Here is a 17,994-nt window from a genome sequence, read left to right on the forward strand (position 1 = left end):
TTTTACCCCTCTTTCAAATTTGCATCTTTTACGATGTAGTCAATTAAATGATCACAAGATGATTGTACCATTTTATATACACCTTCAAAATTGTTTGTGTAGTATGGATCTGGTACATCACTTTCTTCCATATTACTAAATTCTAATAGTTTGAACAATTGTCCTTGAATGTTAGGATTAATTGCTTTGATATTTTCTATATTACTTTGATCCATAGCAATAATATAGTCAAAATCATCTGTCGGTTCAAATAGCTCACTAATCATACCATCAAAAGGAATTTGATGTTCTTTAAGAATCTTTTGAGTACCTTCATGTGGTGGTTCTCCTAAATTCCATTTACCAGTACCACGAGAGTGTACCCGAACATCTTTAATGCCTCTGTCTTGAAGTCTTTGTCTCATGATAGCTTCAGCCATTGGAGAACGGCAAATGTTTCCAAGACATACAAAAGCAACGTCTACCATATTGATTCCTCCAAACCATGTAATTATATCCCCATTTTAATGGTTCTTCAAACAATTAGAAAGCAAATTTTTTCAATTTCTATTAAAGTTCCATAAAGTATGTTAGTTTGATAGAATATGATTACTTAGATAAAGAGGTGAGACGTGTGGCATTAACTAATGAAGAGATGATTACTGAGATTAGACAAAAATTAAATATCGTCAATAAAGCACTCATCGATCCAGATAAATTTAAAGAGGCAAATCATGATGAGATTAGTGAAATTCATCAATTTGTTACTTCAAAGGATTCATTTTCACCTAGTGAGGTCACTGCAATTGCAGATGCACTAGGACAATTACGACAATAAGGGGGAACCTAAATGAGTAACTATCAAGACAAGTTAAGACAATATGCACAACTATTAGTTAGAGTAGGGATGAATGTTCAAGATAAGCAACCAGTATTTATTCGATCATCAGTTGAGGCATTGGAACTCACTCATTTAGTCGTTGAAGAGGCCTACATTGCGGGTGCTTCAGATGTTAGAGTTGAGTATGCTGATCCACGTTTAAAACGATTAAAATTTGAATATGAATCATTAGATCACTTTGAAAATAACGACGTTAAGTCATATGATGTAGAAGCTAGAATGGACTTTGTGAAAAGAGGGGCTGCGAATCTTGCAATATTAACTGAAGATCCAGACTTATTAAGTGGCATCGATGCAAGTAAATTAAAAGCCTATCAATTACAATATTCAAAAGCGTATAAGGGTTATATGGAAGCAAGTCAAAAGAATCAATTCCCATGGGTCGTAGCAGCATTCCCATCTAAAGCTTGGGCGCAACGTGTATATCCTAGTAAATCAGTAGAAGATGCGTACTCAACTTTTATAGATGAAGTATTTGATATTGTAAGAGTTGATGGTAACGATCCAATTCAAAATTGGAAATCTCACGTAAAAAATTTAAGTGTGCATGCTGATAAATTACAGAAAAAACAATACAAAGCATTACACTATCTATCTGAAGGAACAGACTTAGTTGTTGGCTTACCTAAAGGTCACATTTGGGAAGATGCGACAAGTTATGTCAATGGTGATCAACAAGCCTTTATTGCTAATATACCTACAGAAGAAGTTTTCACTGCACCAGATAGAAACAATGTTAACGGTTATGTGACTAATAAATTGCCATTGAGTTTTAATGGAAATATTATTGATGGCTTTACCTTAACATTTAAAGATGGTGTAATTGTTGATTTTAAAGCAGATAAAGGTGAAGACGTGTTAAGAGATTTATTGGATACCGATGAAGGTGCTAGACGATTAGGTGAAGTTGCGTTAGTACCGGATGATTCACCAATCTCAAATCGTAATACCATCTTTTATAATACGTTATTTGATGAAAATGCATCCTGTCATTTAGCTATAGGTTCAGCATACGGCTTCAACATTGAAGGTGGAACAGAAATGACTACGGAAGAAAAAATAGCAAGTGGTTTAAATGATTCAAATGTGCATGAAGACTTTATGATTGGCAGTGCAGATTTAACTATCTATGGCATATTAGAAGATGGTACTAAAGAACTCGTATTTGAAAATGGTAATTGGGCAAATTAAATATCATGTTATAGAACAGATGAGGAGTCAAAATTCATTAAGAGATAGGGAGATATGAATGGCAAAACAACAAGTGACTAAAAAAGCAATGTCAGAATCTAAAAGTTTGAAATCTAGACAAGTCTATCCACAAGATACAAATCATCATCATACGATGTTTGGTGGTACTTTAATGGCTAACGTTGATGAAATTGCAGCTATTACTGCCATGAAACATGCAGGTAACTCTGTTGTTACAGCATCAACGGATTCTGTTGATTTTTTATTGCCAATTAAAAATGGTGATATTTTGTCATATGAAGCGATGGTTTCGTACACTGGTAGTAGTTCGATGGAAGTATGTGTGCAAATTATTATTGAAGATGTGTTCGAAGGTGAACGAAAATTAGCAGCTCTTAGCTTTTTAACTTTCGTTGCGTTAGATCAAAGTGGTAAACCAACACAAGTACCTCAAGTATATCCAGAAGATAAAGTTGAAAAATGGTTCCATGAAACTGCACCACAACGTGTTGCTCGTCGCAAAGAACGTCGTGATGAAAGCAAAAATACAATTGAGTATTTATCTAAAATTCAGCATATAGAAAGATAATACTCTAATTACCTAAATAAAGGCCCTTATATCAATGCGTTAAACGTATTGATATAAGGGCCTATTTTAATACTTATTAAAATAATGATTCAATTCAAATGCTACATAATAAAGACTTTAAGAGAAAATACGCTTAGCATGCATCGCTTTTTCATTTTCTTTGAAATCTGTATTAGGGTAGTACATATTTTTCACTAAAACATTTGGTCCTAAACACTGATATTCAGCACAATGACAGTTGAGTGATTGTGCTAAATCTGAATTAAGCCATTGCTTAAAAACATCTGTCAGTTTATCATTTTGAATATTTGAGATAGTCCCATTTTCATCACCAAAATCAGTTACGATGACATTACCTGTAAAGACATTTACATTTAAACGACTGCGGCCATCTGGATCATTTCGCATTGTAACGTTTTTAGCATGTCTTAAACGTTGTAATAAATGTTGATCATTTTCATCATTAATACATGGATATATAGGTAACGTACCAAACAACATCCAAGTATCTTCATCTCTAATGTCTAATAAATGATGAATTGCTTCTTTCATTTCTTTTAATGACAATACATTTAATGTACTAGCAAAGTCAGCAGGGTACATTGGATGTACTTCATGACGACTACATTTCATATCATTTACAATTTCTTTATGAATTTTATTTAAATAGGGTAAAGTACTTTGATTCAACATTGTTTCTGCAGAAACGAACATACCTTGGTCAGAGAGCGTGCTTGCGTTATCAAGCATTTGTTCATATAATTTGAGTTTCGCTTTCAAAGGTGGTTGCTTTTTCATAGCACCGAAGCCCACATCTGTAAATTCTTGGATTGTACCCCAGTTATGAGAAATGTGCATGACATCGATATACTCAGCGATATCTAAATATCTATCTTGTGGCAATGTTAAATTAGAATTCATTTGAACATAAATACCACGTTGATATGCATATTTTAATAATGGTTTAACAACATTCTTGATAGATTTTTTTGAAAACATGGGTTCGCCGCCCGTAATTGATAACGTACGTAAATGAGGTATTTCATCTAGTCGACGGTAAATAATGTCCATTGGTAAAGGTTCTGGGTCTTGAGTTTGAAGTGTATAACCAACCGCGCAATGACTACATCTCATATTACATAAATTAGTAGTCGTAAACTCTATATTACTTAAAGTAAGTTGACCATTATCAATGATGTCATTATAGGCTTCCCAAGGATCATTATGTATTGAAATAGGTTTTTTATTAGTTGTTAACATGAAAATTACTCCTAAAAGAGGGGGACGTTAGTATAAAATTAGATATGTAAATGAAGTAAATCATTAATATGAATTGATTCATAACAAAATATAGTTAAATCTAACTTTTACCGAGTCTTTCTCTTTAAATTTTGTAAAAAGTACAGTAAACATTATTAAGATTATATCGCTTTTTGTCAAATTCTGTTAGGATGATATTATCAAAAAACAAACTAAAGGAGCGCTTATTTAATATGAGTGAACAACAAACGATTGACCAAATTAAAACACGATTAAACAAATTTATTGAAGATATTGATCACGTAAACCCTGATGAAGTACGCGTTGAAGACATTGATGAGTGGATTGGATTATTAGATCAATTAGAAGAAAAAGTGAAACAAGTTTCAAAATAATCATAGGTTATCATTATTAGTGACACTTTAGTGACAATTAGTTTTCATTTGTTAGAAGATGTTTAAAATTATGTAAAAGAGTGAAAGTAATAAATATAATCGTACAATAGAAAGGTGATTATATTATGAGTAAAAAAGTAGCTATTATTTTAGCAGATGAATTTGAAGATATAGAGTTAACAAGCCCTAAAGAAGCATTAGAAAATGCTGGTTTTGAAACAGTTATCGTTGGAGATAATGAAAACCAAGAGGTTGTAGGTAAACATGGAGAAAAAGCAACCGTTCAAGTAAGTATTGCTGATGCTAAACCAGAAGATTACGATGGTTTATTAATACCAGGTGGATTTGCACCTGACCATTTACGTGGTGATGCAGAGGGTAGATACGGTACTTTCGCTAAATATTTCACAACAAATAATGTACCTGCTTTCGCAATTTGCCATGGTCCTCAAGTGTTAATTGATACTGATGATTTAAATGGTAGAACATTAACAGCAGTATTAAATGTTCGAAAAGACCTATCTAATGCTGGTGCTCATGTTGTTGACGAATCAGTAGTTGTAGATAACAACATTGTAACTAGTCGTACACCAGATGATTTAGATGACTTTAACAGAGAAATTGTTAAACAATTAGAAAATTAATTTAAGCATTAATTAAGCACTGATATAGAGCCTGTTGATTAATTTCAACAGGCTATTTTTATATTAATTGATATATAAATGGATATAATGTAACTATAAATTTTCAACAAAATATAGTTAATACCATTTGTGATCACGTACACCCTGGGACTGATTTTTATGATTAACTATAGCTAAACCACGTAAGTACTGGTAAACTCACATTATAACAGTGAGTTTAAGTAAAGGAGCAAATGCATGAAAAGAAGCGATAGATTTGCACAATCGAATGATACGTATCAACGAGATATGCGTGAACCTCACTATAATACTTATTACCAACCAGTAGGAAAACCACCTAAAAAGAAAAAAAGCAAACGTATTTTTTTGAGAATTTTAATCATATTAACAATTATCATAGTTCTGTTTTTAGGATTAATGTACTTTATGTCTTCTAGAGCTAACGTGGATGATTTAAAATCGATAGAAAATAAAAATGATTACGTTGCTGCTGATCAAATGCCTGAATATGTAAGAGGTGCATTTATTTCGTTAGAAGATGAACGATTTTATAAACATCATGGATTTGATTTTAAGGGTACATCGCGTGCATTGTTTTCAACATTAAGTGATCATGATGTTCAAGGTGGTAGCACGATTACACAACAAGTTGTTAAAAATTATTATTATGATAACGAACGTTCATTTACAAGAAAATTAAAAGAATTATTTGTAGCACATAAAGTTGAGAAACAATATGATAAAAACCAAATACTAAGTTTTTATTTAAACAATATATATTTTGGTGACAATCAATATACGGTAGAAGGTGCAGCCAATCATTATTTCGGTGCAACTACTAATAAAGATAATCAAAACTTAAAGCAAATTAGTGTTTTGCAAAGTGCTATTTTAGCTAGTAAAGTCAATGCACCAAGTGTTTATAATATTGAAGATATGTCTGATAATTTTATAAATAGAGTTAAAACAAATTTAGAAAAGATGAAACAACTTCATTATATTTCAGATGAACAATATGAAGAAGCAATGGCACAATTAGGTAACTAAAACTTACCCTATCATATGCAATATGAAAGACTTAATTACAGTTATGTGTAACTGAAGTCCTAATATTGGGTAGCTGATAGGGTATTTATTTTTGTAAAGCAATGGTTTTTAGATAATTATCAAACTATGTCATAATAAGTAATATACAATACGCAAGTGGAGGTGCATGATGCCTAAAATCACTAAATTAGAAGTTCAAAAGACAAATAAAGAGCGGTTTAACCTATATCTTGATAATGAATTTGAAATGGGAATTGATATTGATACTTTAGTTAAATTCAATTTAAAAAAAGGTCAAGTATTAGAACCCTCAGATATGGAACAGATACAAAAACATGATCATTATCGTAGAGGTTTAAATGATGCAATTCAATTTCTGTCATATCGAAAACGTACTGAAAAAGAAGTTAGACAGCATTTATCAAAAAATGAAGTTTCTGAAGGTGCAATTCAACAAGTTATAGATTATTGTTATCAAGAAAAATTAATAGACCATGATGATTATGCAGAAAGTTTAAAAAACACAATGATTAATACAACTGATAAAGGCCCTGAAATATATAAACAAAAGTTGTATCAAGCTGGCGTAGAGCCTAATATTATCGACCAGTATACAGAAATATATATAGAGCAACAGCCACTAGAGGATATAGTTAAAGTTGCGCAGAAAGTAATTAGAACTAAGAAAGGACCGACGTCTAAGGTAAAACAAAAAGTCATGCAATCATTGATGCAAAAAGGGTATACGATGGAAAGAATTAAAGATGCTATGGATGAATTAGACTTTTCAGAAGATGAAGATCAATTGGACCATATGTTACAAACAGATTTAGAAAAAGTTTATAACAAGCAACAACGTAAATATGAAGGTCAACAAGTTATAAGAAAAACGATAGAAACACTTATGAGAAAAGGCTATAAATATGATAAAATTAAATCTAAATTAGAAGAAAGTGGTATCGAACATGGAACAGAAGAAATTGAGTGAGATGTCTGAACAAGAATTAAGACATGAAATTCAAACATATAAAGAAAAAATGAGAAAAGCAGAAATGAACGGTATTTTAAATGAATATGACGTTTACCAAAGTAAAGTCATTGTAGCAGAAAGCTACCTTGTTGATCGTAACCAAATTGAATTAGGTCGTATTTATCAATTAAATGATGGTAGTGATCAATATTTTAAAGTTGAAAGACTGAAAGGTATATTTGCTTGGGGATTCCGAATTAAAAGTAGTGAACCCGAAGAAGGATTACCAATTGCATTATTAAAATTGTAGAAGGATGAAATAAAATGGGAAGTTCAATCGTTTTAAAGTTACTGAAAGTCACTCATTATTATAGAAACAAAAAAACTAAAAAATGGTACTTACCTTTTGGTTACGGCGCAGATGACATTGATTTAAATAATATTTCACTACATATATACCAAGGAGAATCTTTAGGTATTATTGGAGAACCAGGTTCATCAAAAAGGTTAATAGGAAGGTTGTTATCCGGATCTATCGAACCTGACAAGGGGAAATTAGTTCAACTTGATCATATATATTATGGAGATATTGAAGATAGACGTATGATTCATCGAACTGTTAAGGATTATGTCACTCATATCGTTGAATTATTTCCTTATCAAATATCAAATCATAAAGCTGATCAAGTGATACAATATGCCCATGTAGATGAGCAACAAGTGATTTCTAAATTGTCAAAACAAGAGTTTGCGCAATTGTTATTAAGTATAGCGAGATCTTGCCAATCTAACATCATCATTTTAAATCATGTGCTTCAATATTTAGATGAAACATTTATGAATAGAGCTACAGAACTATCTAATGAATACATAGATAATAATCAAACAATGGTCTTTATCGATGACGATATTGATAAAATCGAACAAGTAAGTAACTATATTACATGGGTTTCTCATGGTCAAATTCGTATGGAGGGCTCTGTAAACCAAGTTATTCCTACCTTTATAGAGCATGAAAAAGATCGAAAAAGTATTGAATCTAAAGAAGCACTTGCGTCATTTGACCTGGATTGGGAAAAAAGTAGAACAAGAATGCCAGAGATGACTTATAATTTTAAACGAATAGAACGATATAATCATGCTAAACCACCAGTATTCTTGGTAAGATTTTGGACATTGATGGTTAGCTTTATTTTAGGTTTAGCACTGATGGGTATATTTATATTCAATAATTTAGGCATAGTTAACGTACCTGAAAATAACCAAGCCACACTTCAAACACAAGCTAAAGATACATATGAGGATAAATTGGCATACGGTATAGCCTTAAAGGGCAGTAGTAAACTTTCAGGTTCAAGTAATTTAACTTTGCCCAAATATAGTGTTGTGACTATTGATGGTGAAAACAGTAAAAATTATCGTATTGATGTAAGTGGTAATCGTTATACTATAGCAAAGAATCAATTAGAATACTTTAATCCAGCAGGTTTATATGAAAAACATAGTTTTAAAACACTATCTCCATATATTAAATCCAACTACAGTAAATATGTGGATTACTTCAATAGCCATTTACATAAAGAACATAGTTCTGTGAAAAAGTCACTAGTACCTGAAGATGATAATCGTTTTGTTGCTGATATAACATCTCAGCCGATTAAAATGATATTTAACGATGAGAATCAATTAAATGGTTTTGTGATGCCGATTGAGAATAAAAGCGAGCTGAAAGATAAGTTTAATATCAAGAAGGATATTTGGATTTGTAAATCAGGAGATGGTTACTTTATTGCTGATTTAAAAGATAATAAATGGATATATATTGAATTGTAGGTGTAAACATGATTGATAATATAATATTATATTTTAAAAACTTACCACATCTTTTAACATACACGTTAAAAAGAATTAAAAGTTTATGGAAGTGGTTCACCTTAAGTTTTATAGTTGGCTTAGTGTTTATTTTAATCGCAGAACTATTTTTTAAATTTACAAATGCTACAGAAGTTATCCATGGTATTTGGTTATATAGACTAATAACACTATTTGCATTTATCTTTATCATGCTAACTTTGTATGGATGTTATAGATTATATGCTAAAGATTATTTAATTACGAAATCTTTTCATATTACACCAGTAACACCTACTGTAATTACCACGATTGTTGGAAGTGTAGTGATATTTATACTAATGACTATCATTGCATTATTAAAACCCATAAACTATGAAAGTTCATTATTAGCGACGTTATTCTTTTTATTTGTTTCTATAGTGTTGATAAGTTTATTGTCAGTAACATTCGGTCTTTTGAAAATACTAAATTACAAAATTGATAAATATTTCTATATCTTTTGTGTAGTAGAATTTTTGATATTGCCTATAATTTATATGCCAAAGACACACTTGACGCTTATCGAACACCTATTAATGTTAAACCCTTTATATTATATAGTTAATGGATTGGCGCAATCAGTGTTATTTGGAAACGTGAGTGTAGCTAATCTTCCATATCATCTATACATGTTATGTTTTATTGCAATCATTTCTATTATCAATTTTGCATTGTCACGTTATGTAGCACATGCGAAATATAGAAATCAAAATATAAAACTACAAAAAGTAATTCAATCTAATGATGAAAAAAATAGCTTGAATGAAATAAATAATAATGAAAAAGTAGAAAATGAGCAAAAGAAATAATAAGAAAAATAGCCAAGGACTTGGAGAATGAAGTTATCCAAGTGCCTCGGCTATTTTATTTGGCGAATAATTTACGCTGAAGTTTATCTTCGCTAAATACCCATCCAATATATGAGTGGTCGATTTCATCTTGTTGAGTTAAATGAGCAATTGCAACAAATGCATAATGATCATTATTTAAATATCTCAAGTCCATTAATCTAATTTCAGTAGTACCATCTTCTAATGGTGTTGTTTGCCAACGATAAATCGATGAAAAATTTAAAAATGTCCTAATATCTTTATTATTTTTAACTTTCCATAATAATGAATCAATTGATAAATGTTGACGTTTGACCTTATCACTAAAAACAATGTTTCTACCAAATGATCTACCTACATAATCATGTTCATCAGTTTGAATTGCTATACGCCATTCCATAAATTTTAAAGTAGGAATCACGAAAACTTTAACAGGATTATGTTCTTGTTTAATTTGTTTCAATGCTTGTTTTCTCAAGAATGATTGCATTTTAAAGCGGACAATATAGTATATTACGAGAACCCCGATAATCGGGAAAAAGGCTAAGTAAGGATGTACACCAAATGCCCACAATGCCACGCCAATACATAGAATAATAAATATTATTGGGTCGAACGTATTAATTACACCAAGTTGAATCCACTTATTTGTAATAGGTCTTAAAGCTTGTGTACCATAGGAATTAAAGATATCAACAAATACATGCAAGAACACAGCTAATTGCGCCCACATCCATACATGTAAAGGGTTCGTATGGTTGAATATGACAAAAATTAAAAACGTGATTAAAATAGGCCATAAGATTGTAAAAGGAATAGAGTGTGTAATACCTCTATGATGTGAAATATACGTTGAATTATCTTTTAGTTTTAAAACTGTATCTCCGTCAGGTATAAGTGATCCTGCAATTAGTGTTGTAGCGGTTGCTGCAAATGTATCTGACATAGCAGGATCTTGTGTTGCAAGTGCTGTAAGGCCAACACCAATCACGATATGCGTGGCTGTATCCATATATGTTCACTCATTTCGTCTTAATTTATAATATATTATAATCTAAAAGTTGGAATAAAAAAATCAACTCACATTAATTTATATAACATGTATGTAAAATAGCCTTTGTGCTTAATTTAAAACATCAAAACACGTTGAAGAAAGGGAAATATATGTATTTAGAAGACAATTTTAAAAAAAATATAATGCAATGGTTTAATCAAAATCAACGTTCTATGCCTTGGCGTGAAACGACGAATCCATATTATATATGGTTAAGCGAAGTTATGTTGCAACAAACACAAGTTAAAACAGTTATTGATTATTATGACAGATTTATACAACGATTCCCTACTATTGCGGATTTAAGTGAGGCGCATGAAGATGAAGTACTTAAATATTGGGAAGGGCTAGGATATTATAGTCGTGCACGAAATTTTCATCATGCAATCAAAGAAGTTCAACATGAGTATCAAGGTATTGTGCCGTCAGATCCTGAGAATTTTAAAGCCTTAAAAGGTGTTGGGCCATATACACAAGCGGCAGTTATGAGTATTGCATTTGATCATCCGCTACCTACTGTTGACGGTAATGTATTTAGAGTTTGGTCTAGACTTAATAATGACAGTAGAGATATAAAACTACAATCCACACGTAAAGCTTATGAACAAGAATTATTACCATACGTGCGTGAAGAAGCTGGTACATTTAACCAATCTATGATGGAACTTGGTGCATTAATTTGTACACCTAAAAATCCACTCTGCATGTTTTGTCCAGTACAAGAAAACTGCGAGGCATACGATAAAGGTACTGTATTAGATTTACCTGTTAAAACTAAGAATGTTAAAAAGAAAGCGATTGATCAAAGTGTTTTTCTCATTCGTAATAAACGTGGTGAATATCTATTAGAAAAACGACAAGAAAGATTATTAAGTGGTATGTGGGAATTCCCGATGTTTGAAACATCTCATGCAATTGACCAAATATCAAAGCAATTAAACCACCAGATTGAACCTTTATCTGAACCGATTTTTAAATTAAAGCATCAATTCACACATTTAACATGGCATATTAAGGTGTATAGCGTACCAGAGGAACTTGAGATTGAAGCGTCGTCTTTACCTGAGAATATGATATGGTTTGATTTAGAACAACGAGATCATTTTACTTTTCCAGTACCTATGGCTAAAATTTATCAATTTATTGAAGGATAACAGTAAGGAAATAAATGTATTAAAAGTATCAATTTAATTGCATCAAAGTTCAGAAGTACTTTATAAATATGATATAATCTAATTGGTTAAAAAGTATAAAGGTGGTGTGGAGTATGGTAAAAGAATCCATACCTAAAGAAGGACAAGATATAAAGATTCAAAGTTATAAACATGATGGTAATATCCATCGTGTATGGTCTGAAACAACTATTTTAAAAGGAACTGATCATGTCATTATCGGTGGTAACGATCATACGCTAGTAACAGAAAGTGATGGTCGTACATGGATTACGAGAGAACCAGCTATTGTCTACTTTCATTCAGAGTATTGGTTTAATGTCATTTGTATGTTCCGTGAAGATGGTGTCTACTATTATTGCAACTTGTCTTCACCATTTGTATGTGATGAGGAAGCTTTAAAATATATAGACTATGATCTTGATATTAAAGTTTATCCAAATGGTAAATATCATTTGTTAGATGAAGATGAGTATGAACAACATATGAATCAAATGAACTACCCTCATGATATTGATGTTATATTGAGACGTAGTGTTGATATTTTACAACAATGGATTGAACAGAAAAAAGGCCCGTTCGCACCAGACTTTATTAAAGTATGGAAAGAACGATATAAGAAAATTAGAGATTATTAAGCAAATAAGATGTAAAACATATAAAGATGGTTTATATTATTTAATATTGCATTGGATTATTTAAAACGATTATTAGATATGAACCAATCTCTATCAATATAGCTAAACTTGATAATCATATCATTCAGAGGTTGAGATATGTAAGTAAATTACCGAAGAATAACACCTATTAACTATTTCTCTAATTTAAAGAGATAGTTGAAGTGAATCGTTATTCATGATGTATTTACCGTATCCAACCTCTGTTCCATTTTAAATAAATCAATATCAAATAAAATGTGGGGGGATTACAACAAATGATTAGACGATATTTAGAATTCGTAAAACCGTACAAATATCGAATCATTGCTACAATTATTGTTGGTATTATTAAATTCGGTATACCGATGTTAATTCCATTACTTATAAAATATGCGATTGATGGTGTTATTAATAATCACTCCCTAAGCGCTAGTGAAAAGTATTCACATTTAGCAATTGCCATAGGTATAGCTTTATTTATCTTTTTAATAGTAAGACCACCAATTGAATTTATAAGACAATATTTAGCACAATGGACAAGTAACAAAATTTTATATGATATTCGTAAACAGTTATACAATCATTTACAAGCATTAAGTGCTCGCTTTTATGCCAACAATCAAGTTGGTCAAGTGATTTCACGAGTAATTAATGACGTTGAACAAACTAAAGATTTTATCTTAACAGGTCTTATGAACATTTGGTTAGATTGTATTACAATTATAATTGCATTAACGATCATGTTCTTCCTTGATGTAAAATTAACATTTGCAGCGATATTTATATTCCCATTTTATATTTTAACTGTATATTTCTTCTTTGGAAGATTAAGAAAGTTAACTAGGGTTAGATCTCAAGCATTAGCGGAAGTTCAAGGATTTTTACATGAACGCGTTCAAGGTATGTCAGTTATTAAAAGCTTTGCTATTGAAGACAATGAAGCTCAAAATTTTGATAATCGAAATCAAAACTTTTTACAAAAAGCTTTCAAACATACAAGATGGAACGCATATTCATTTGCAGCGATAAACACCGTAACGGATATTGGACCAATTATTGTTATAGGTGTAGGTGCATATCTAGCTATAAGTGGCTCAATTACAGTCGGTACCTTAGCAGCATTTGTTGGATATCTTGAACAATTGTTTGGACCTTTAAGACGTTTAGTTTCATCATTTACTACACTTACACAAAGTTTTGCTTCAATGGATCGTGTTTTTCAATTAATTGATGAAGATTATGACATTAAAAATGGTGTAGGTGCACAACCTATTGAGATTGAACAAGGACAAATTGAATTAAAACATGTAAGTTTCAAATATAATGAAAATGAACAAGAAGTTTTGAAAGATATTAATCTGACAATAAATAAAGGAGACACAGTTGCTTTTGTAGGAATGAGTGGTGGAGGAAAATCTACCTTAATCAATTTAATACCAAGATTTTATGACGTAACTGATGGTGAAATATTGATTGACCAACATAATATTAAAGACTTCTTAACAGGTAGCCTGAGAAATCAAATTGGCTTAGTTCAACAAGATAATATCCTATTTTCTGATACTGTGAAAGAAAATATTTTATTAGGTCGACCTGATGCAACAGACGAAGAAGTCGTTGAAGCGGCTAAGATGGCTAATGCTCATGATTTTATTATGAATTTGCAAGATGGATATGACACTGAAGTAGGGGAACGTGGTGTCAAATTATCAGGTGGTCAAAAACAAAGACTATCAATAGCACGTATTTTCTTAAACAATCCACCAATACTAATCTTAGATGAAGCAACAAGTGCATTAGATTTAGAAAGTGAAGCAATCATACAAGAAGCACTTGATGTGTTAAGTAAGGACCGTACTACTTTAATCGTGGCACATCGATTATCAACGATCACACATGCAGATAAGATAGTAGTGATGCAAAATGGACAAATTGTCGAAACGGGTACACATCAAGAATTAATCGATAAAAAAGGTGCATACGAACACTTGTACAGTATTCAAAATTTATAAATAAGACAAAGAAGAGCTTAAGGCATTTAGTGCCTTAAGCTCTTCTTTAATTTGGAGTTGGATATTTATTGCTAACAAATATTCGGTATTATAAATCAAAATCTTCATCAGCGATATCAATATCAGAATCTGAACGATGATAGGTGAAGAAACTAATTCGTAAACGATCTAAATGTTCCAAATGATATCGATATTCTTCAATAGCTGCGATGATTTGCATAATATTAGCATAAGAATAATGTGTTTGATATGGATTATGGATCAATTCATTTTGAAAGGCATCCATTAAATCTTTCTTTTGAGGATTATCAACTTCATATTGAAATTGAGCCACATTATATTTTGCTTTTTTAGATAAACTTTTTAAAATTTGTTCATGAAAAGCAATAAGTGAATCCAATTCTAATTTAATCTGTAATAGTAATTGATTATTTAGTTGATGTAAATCATTTTGATAACGTGACATTCTATTTAATACTTCATATGCTAATCTAGTCGTTCTTACTACTTCTTTGAATAAAATTTTCTTTCGATATTGTGCGTGGATATGCTTTTTAAATAGTGGTCTTTCTTCGTGATAAAAATTATAAATCTGCTCTAATTTATTAATCCTAGTATTTAACTGATTGCCATCTTGTTTAATATTATGAAATTCGGATGTATCATTTAGTACGAGTTTAAACCATACAAATATATCAGATGAAATGTTAGCAGAATTATAATAGATTTTCGTTTCAAATTTAGGAGGCAAGAATAACAAGTTCACAATTGAAGAACTTAGTACACCAATCATGACTAGAACAAATCTAAAGAAAGCGGCAACATAGAAAGACCCTGTATGTTGTCCCATAATGATTAATGCAGTTACACTTGCTAAAGTAGCAACATGGGCTAAGTTAAATCTGAATAAAATTGTAATTAATAATATAACTGTGACACCCATGATAATGAAATTATCACTAAAGATCGTCACCATAGTGACAGCCAATAACGCACCAATGATGTTACCTATAGCTTGGTCTGAAACTGTTTTTATCGACTTATAGACACTGGGTTGCATAGCAACAACAGCACTGACGCCAGCTAATGATTTAAGACCAACATCATCAGGTAGTAAAGAAGCGATAGACATAGCTAATATAATTGCTATACCAGTTTTTAAAATCCGAGCTCCAAGTCTCAAAAAATAGCGCTCCTTTTATGATTTATTGAATATAATATTAAATTCGTATTCACTATTGTTATACACTGACTGACAATAAATTTCAAGTGAATATAACCATTATAGATGACTTTAAAATTGCATTAACTATGGTCTTAAATTTAATAATGAGAATAGTTTAATTATAAGAAAGAAGGTAGCCAGTACTTAACATGATATAAATGTACAATTTTATAAGTAGAAAAGGTGATTTATTTTCAATTAGATATAGTCTATTAAACCAGAATTAAATCATTTTAAATAAATAAAATCCAAGACAAAGTTTATGTCTTGGATTAATTAACGGCATCCCCAAAGCAGGATTATAGGTAAAGACTCTTTTATCATAGCCGCTTGAATAACCAAAAATTATTTCATTTGACTAAACGCATAATCAGCTGCTTTAAGTGTTTGATCAATGTCTTCTTCAGTATGTTCTGTAGTTAAGAACCAAGCTTCGAATTTAGAAGGAGCTAAATTAATACCTTGATTAAGCATTAATTTAAAGAATTTAGCAAATGCCTCACCATCAGAATTTTCTACTTGTTCGTAATGAGTGATCTTTTCATTAGTAAAGTACAATGTGAGAGAGCCATAAATACGATTAATTGTGGCAGTGATTTGATGTTTATCAATTAGTTGTAAAAGACCATCTTCTAATCGTTTACCTAGCTTATCTAATTTTTCATAGACACCGTCTTGTTCTAGAACTTCAAGTAATGCAATACCAGCTTTCATAGATAATGGGTTACCGGCCATAGTTCCTGCTTGATAGGCTGGTCCAAGTGGCGCTACATGTTCCATTATATCTTGACGGCCACCATAACCACCGATTGGTAAGCCGCCCCCAACAATTTTACCAAAAGCAGTTAAATCAGGTATAACACCAAGTAAATCTTGGGCAGCAACATAGTGAAATCTAAACGCTGTAATCACTTCATCATAAATGACTAAACTGTTATTTTCATGTGTAATACGATTAACTTCTTCTAAAAATCCTGGTTCGGGCATTACCATACCAAAGTTACCTACAATTGGCTCTACTAAAACGGCAGCAACGTCGTCACCCCAATGTTTAATTGCTTCTTTATATGATTCAATATCGTTAAATGGCACAGTAATTACTTCCTTAGCAACACTTTCTGGGACACCTGCAGAATCAGGAGAACCAAGTTGAGAAGGACCACTACCAGCAGCAACTAGTACTAAATCAGAATGGCCATGATATGAACCAGCAAATTTAATGATTTTATTTCGTTTAGTATAAGCGCGTGCAACTCTTATAGTAGTCATGACAGCTTCAGTACCAGAGTTTACGAATCTAATTTTTTCTAGAGAAGGAATAGCTTCTCGTAATTTCTTACTAAATTCAATTTCTAATTCAGTAGGCGTTCCATATAGTACACCTTTGGCTGCTTGTTCTTGAATAGCTTTCGTAATATGAGGATGTGCGTGACCCGTAATGATAGGGCCATATGCTTGTAAATAATCTATAAATTTATTGCCATCTACATCATATAAATAAGCGCCTTTACCTTCCTTCATTACTACAGGTGCGCCACCACCAACTGCTTTATAAGAACGTGATGGAGAATTTACACCACCTAAAATATATTCATTTGATAATTCCTGAAGTCGTTCACTTTCAGTAAAGTTCATACTATCAACCTCTTTTAATTTAATATTGTCGCTTATTATCGTATCATAAAATTAACTTAATGAAGAAACAGGTGATTAAATGTTAAAAAAAGGTGATCAATTTCCAGAATTTTCACTAGAAAATCAAAATGGAGAACTTATTACTAATGAAACGATTAAAGGGCAAGTGACAATATTATATTTCTATCCTAGAGATAATACGCCAACTTGTACGACAGAAGCTTGTGATTTTCGAGATAATATTGAAATGTTTAATGATTTGAATGTCAATATCTATGGAGTAAGTGGGGATTCTAAGAAAAAACATCAAAATTTTATAGAGAAACATGAGCTTAACTTTGATTTACTCGTAGACCAAGACTATCAGCTTTCAAATGAAGTTGGTGTATATCAATTAAAAAAATCATTTGGTAAAGAAAGTATGGGTATAGTTCGAACAACGTTTGTTATAGATGAGCAAGGCATAGTTAAAGATGTTATTGAAAAAGTTAAAGTTAAGACCCATATTGAAGAGCTAAAAAACATTTTGGAGTGATAT

19 protein-coding genes are annotated in these 17,994 nt (G+C 31.3%); 14 read left to right on the forward strand and 5 right to left on the reverse strand.

The window, feature by feature from the left end; translation table 11 throughout:
* Positions 1–2: 2 nt before the first annotated feature.
* Positions 3–467 (reverse strand): low molecular weight protein-tyrosine-phosphatase, encoded by a 465-nt coding sequence (locus JX000_RS04425; protein ID WP_049423330.1) that lies wholly within the window; start codon positions 465–467, stop codon positions 3–5.
* Between the two features lie 146 nt (positions 468–613).
* On the opposite strand from JX000_RS04425, the gene JX000_RS04430 reads away from it, so the two are divergent.
* Genes JX000_RS04430 through JX000_RS04440 form a run of 3 tightly spaced genes read left to right on the forward strand, consistent with a single transcriptional unit; the run spans position 614 to position 2,660 of the window.
* Positions 614–817, forward strand: coding sequence for a DUF1128 domain-containing protein (locus JX000_RS04430; protein ID WP_002452293.1), 204 nt, complete (start codon positions 614–616; stop codon positions 815–817).
* A 12-nt stretch (positions 818–829) separates the two neighbouring features.
* The gene (locus JX000_RS04435; protein ID WP_206140932.1) at positions 830–2,071 is read left to right on the forward strand and encodes an aminopeptidase; all 1,242 of its coding nucleotides are present in this window, start codon (positions 830–832) and stop codon (positions 2,069–2,071) included.
* 58 nt (positions 2,072–2,129) lie between these two features.
* A complete protein-coding gene (locus tag JX000_RS04440) occupies positions 2,130–2,660 on the forward strand; it encodes an acyl-CoA thioesterase (RefSeq protein WP_002452295.1) in 531 nt (176 codons plus the stop codon).
* A 117-nt stretch (positions 2,661–2,777) separates the two neighbouring features.
* Here JX000_RS04440 and yfkAB read toward each other — a convergent pair whose 3' ends face one another.
* A complete protein-coding gene (gene yfkAB, locus JX000_RS04445) occupies positions 2,778–3,920 on the reverse strand; it encodes a radical SAM/CxCxxxxC motif protein YfkAB (RefSeq protein WP_107541020.1) in 1,143 nt (380 codons plus the stop codon).
* 233 nt (positions 3,921–4,153) lie between these two features.
* On the opposite strand from yfkAB, the gene JX000_RS04450 reads away from it, so the two are divergent.
* The 7 genes from JX000_RS04450 to JX000_RS04480 all read left to right on the forward strand — a co-directional run bounded on the left by JX000_RS04450 (position 4,154) and on the right by JX000_RS04480 (position 9,678).
* The gene (locus JX000_RS04450) at positions 4,154–4,315 is read left to right on the forward strand and encodes an SE1561 family protein (RefSeq protein ID WP_001830395.1); all 162 of its coding nucleotides are present in this window, start codon (positions 4,154–4,156) and stop codon (positions 4,313–4,315) included.
* Positions 4,316–4,440: 125 nt separating this feature from the next.
* Positions 4,441–4,959 (forward strand): type 1 glutamine amidotransferase domain-containing protein, encoded by a 519-nt coding sequence (locus tag JX000_RS04455; protein ID WP_049423323.1) that lies wholly within the window; start codon positions 4,441–4,443, stop codon positions 4,957–4,959.
* A 237-nt stretch (positions 4,960–5,196) separates the two neighbouring features.
* Positions 5,197–6,006, forward strand: a complete 810-nt coding sequence (gene sgtB / locus JX000_RS04460; protein WP_075778666.1) for a monofunctional peptidoglycan glycosyltransferase SgtB — start codon at positions 5,197–5,199, stop codon at positions 6,004–6,006.
* Between the two features lie 169 nt (positions 6,007–6,175).
* On the forward strand, positions 6,176–6,994 hold the full coding sequence (gene recX, locus JX000_RS04465) for a recombination regulator RecX (RefSeq protein WP_206140933.1): 819 nt from the start codon (positions 6,176–6,178) through the stop codon (positions 6,992–6,994).
* On the forward strand, positions 6,972–7,286 hold the full coding sequence (locus JX000_RS04470) for a YfhH family protein (protein WP_015364863.1): 315 nt from the start codon (positions 6,972–6,974) through the stop codon (positions 7,284–7,286). The genes recX and JX000_RS04470 overlap by 23 nt, the downstream gene beginning before the upstream one ends.
* A gap of 14 nt (positions 7,287–7,300) precedes the next feature.
* Positions 7,301–8,809 carry an ATP-binding cassette domain-containing protein gene (locus tag JX000_RS04475; protein WP_206140934.1) on the forward strand — a complete coding sequence of 503 codons (1,509 nt, stop codon included), beginning with the start codon at positions 7,301–7,303 and terminating at the stop codon, positions 8,807–8,809.
* Positions 8,810–8,817: 8 nt separating this feature from the next.
* The gene (locus JX000_RS04480; RefSeq protein ID WP_107532904.1) at positions 8,818–9,678 is read left to right on the forward strand and encodes a hypothetical protein; all 861 of its coding nucleotides are present in this window, start codon (positions 8,818–8,820) and stop codon (positions 9,676–9,678) included.
* Between the two features lie 55 nt (positions 9,679–9,733).
* Here the strand turns inward: JX000_RS04480 and JX000_RS04485 are convergent, their stop codons facing one another.
* Positions 9,734–10,711: a metal-dependent hydrolase gene (locus JX000_RS04485; protein ID WP_002452358.1), complete on the reverse strand. Its 978-nt coding sequence runs from the start codon at positions 10,709–10,711 to the stop codon at positions 9,734–9,736.
* Between the two features lie 152 nt (positions 10,712–10,863).
* Here JX000_RS04485 and mutY point away from each other — a divergent pair, with 152 nt between their 5' ends.
* The 3 genes from mutY to JX000_RS04500 all read left to right on the forward strand — a co-directional run bounded on the left by mutY (position 10,864) and on the right by JX000_RS04500 (position 14,596).
* The gene (gene mutY / locus JX000_RS04490) at positions 10,864–11,907 is read left to right on the forward strand and encodes an A/G-specific adenine glycosylase (RefSeq protein WP_124227739.1); all 1,044 of its coding nucleotides are present in this window, start codon (positions 10,864–10,866) and stop codon (positions 11,905–11,907) included.
* A 113-nt stretch (positions 11,908–12,020) separates the two neighbouring features.
* Positions 12,021–12,563: a nucleoside tri-diphosphate phosphatase gene (ntdP, locus tag JX000_RS04495; RefSeq protein WP_002452360.1), complete on the forward strand. Its 543-nt coding sequence runs from the start codon at positions 12,021–12,023 to the stop codon at positions 12,561–12,563.
* Between the two features lie 296 nt (positions 12,564–12,859).
* A complete protein-coding gene (locus tag JX000_RS04500) occupies positions 12,860–14,596 on the forward strand; it encodes an ABC transporter ATP-binding protein (RefSeq protein WP_124227738.1) in 1,737 nt (578 codons plus the stop codon).
* An 88-nt stretch (positions 14,597–14,684) separates the two neighbouring features.
* Here the strand turns inward: JX000_RS04500 and JX000_RS04505 are convergent, their stop codons facing one another.
* Both JX000_RS04505 and JX000_RS04510 read right to left on the reverse strand, forming a co-directional pair.
* Complete coding sequence (locus tag JX000_RS04505; RefSeq protein WP_206140935.1) at positions 14,685–15,779, reverse strand: FUSC family protein; 1,095 nt, start codon at positions 15,777–15,779, stop codon at positions 14,685–14,687.
* Between the two features lie 387 nt (positions 15,780–16,166).
* The gene (locus JX000_RS04510) at positions 16,167–17,456 is read right to left on the reverse strand and encodes a glutamate-1-semialdehyde 2,1-aminomutase (protein ID WP_206140936.1); all 1,290 of its coding nucleotides are present in this window, start codon (positions 17,454–17,456) and stop codon (positions 16,167–16,169) included.
* Positions 17,457–17,535: 79 nt separating this feature from the next.
* On the opposite strand from JX000_RS04510, the gene bcp reads away from it, so the two are divergent.
* The gene (gene bcp / locus JX000_RS04515) at positions 17,536–17,991 is read left to right on the forward strand and encodes a thioredoxin-dependent thiol peroxidase (RefSeq protein ID WP_002452364.1); all 456 of its coding nucleotides are present in this window, start codon (positions 17,536–17,538) and stop codon (positions 17,989–17,991) included.
* Positions 17,992–17,994 lie beyond the last annotated feature (3 nt).

The organism is Staphylococcus sp. SB1-57, from assembly GCF_017086425.1.
Classification (GTDB): domain Bacteria; phylum Bacillota; class Bacilli; order Staphylococcales; family Staphylococcaceae; genus Staphylococcus; species Staphylococcus warneri_A.